Source organism: Pseudomonas sp. EL_65y_Pfl2_R96, from assembly GCF_963970905.1.
Taxonomy (GTDB): domain Bacteria; phylum Pseudomonadota; class Gammaproteobacteria; order Pseudomonadales; family Pseudomonadaceae; genus Aquipseudomonas.
In genome coordinates this window covers 1-432 of sequence record NZ_CAXAQH010000404.1, presented here as the reverse complement: position 1 = coordinate 432, position 432 = coordinate 1, and the positions used below count along the sequence as shown (strand labels likewise).

Here is a 432-nt window from a genome sequence, read left to right as displayed (position 1 = left end):
CAAATGGATCGATCGCCTGCGGTCGATGAGCCGCTCCCGGACCGAGGAACTCCCTGAAGAGATCGCTGTTGAGGACCATGAGCGCAACGTGACCAGCTCGGTGATTTTGGCGCGGTTGATGACCGAGTTGAAACCCGCACAGGCCGAAGCGATTCGGCTCGTGAAAATCGAGGGTTTTTCGGTTGAGGAAGCCTCCGAAAGGACCGGCCAGTCCGGATCCCTTATCAAGGTGAATATCCACCGGGGGCTGGCGCGGTTAGCCATGATTGTTCAGAAGCAAGCCGATGTCGAATGATGCGCTGATCGATAAACTGGTAGGGGATCTTCGTCCGGTGCCCCGGCCGAGGCTCGGCCCCCAATTTGTCACCCTCCTCATACTAGCCGTCGTCGAACTCGTCGGCTTCCTGGCGCTTGGCACGATCCGGCCCGATC

General features: G+C 59.3%; 1 protein-coding gene. It reads left to right on the top strand.

Annotated elements, in window-relative coordinates; genetic code table 11:
- A partial coding sequence (locus AACY49_RS31285) for a sigma factor-like helix-turn-helix DNA-binding protein (RefSeq protein ID WP_339528224.1) occupies positions 1 to 295 on the top strand: 295 nt, incomplete at its 5' end.
- Positions 296 to 432: the final 137 nt, after the last annotated feature.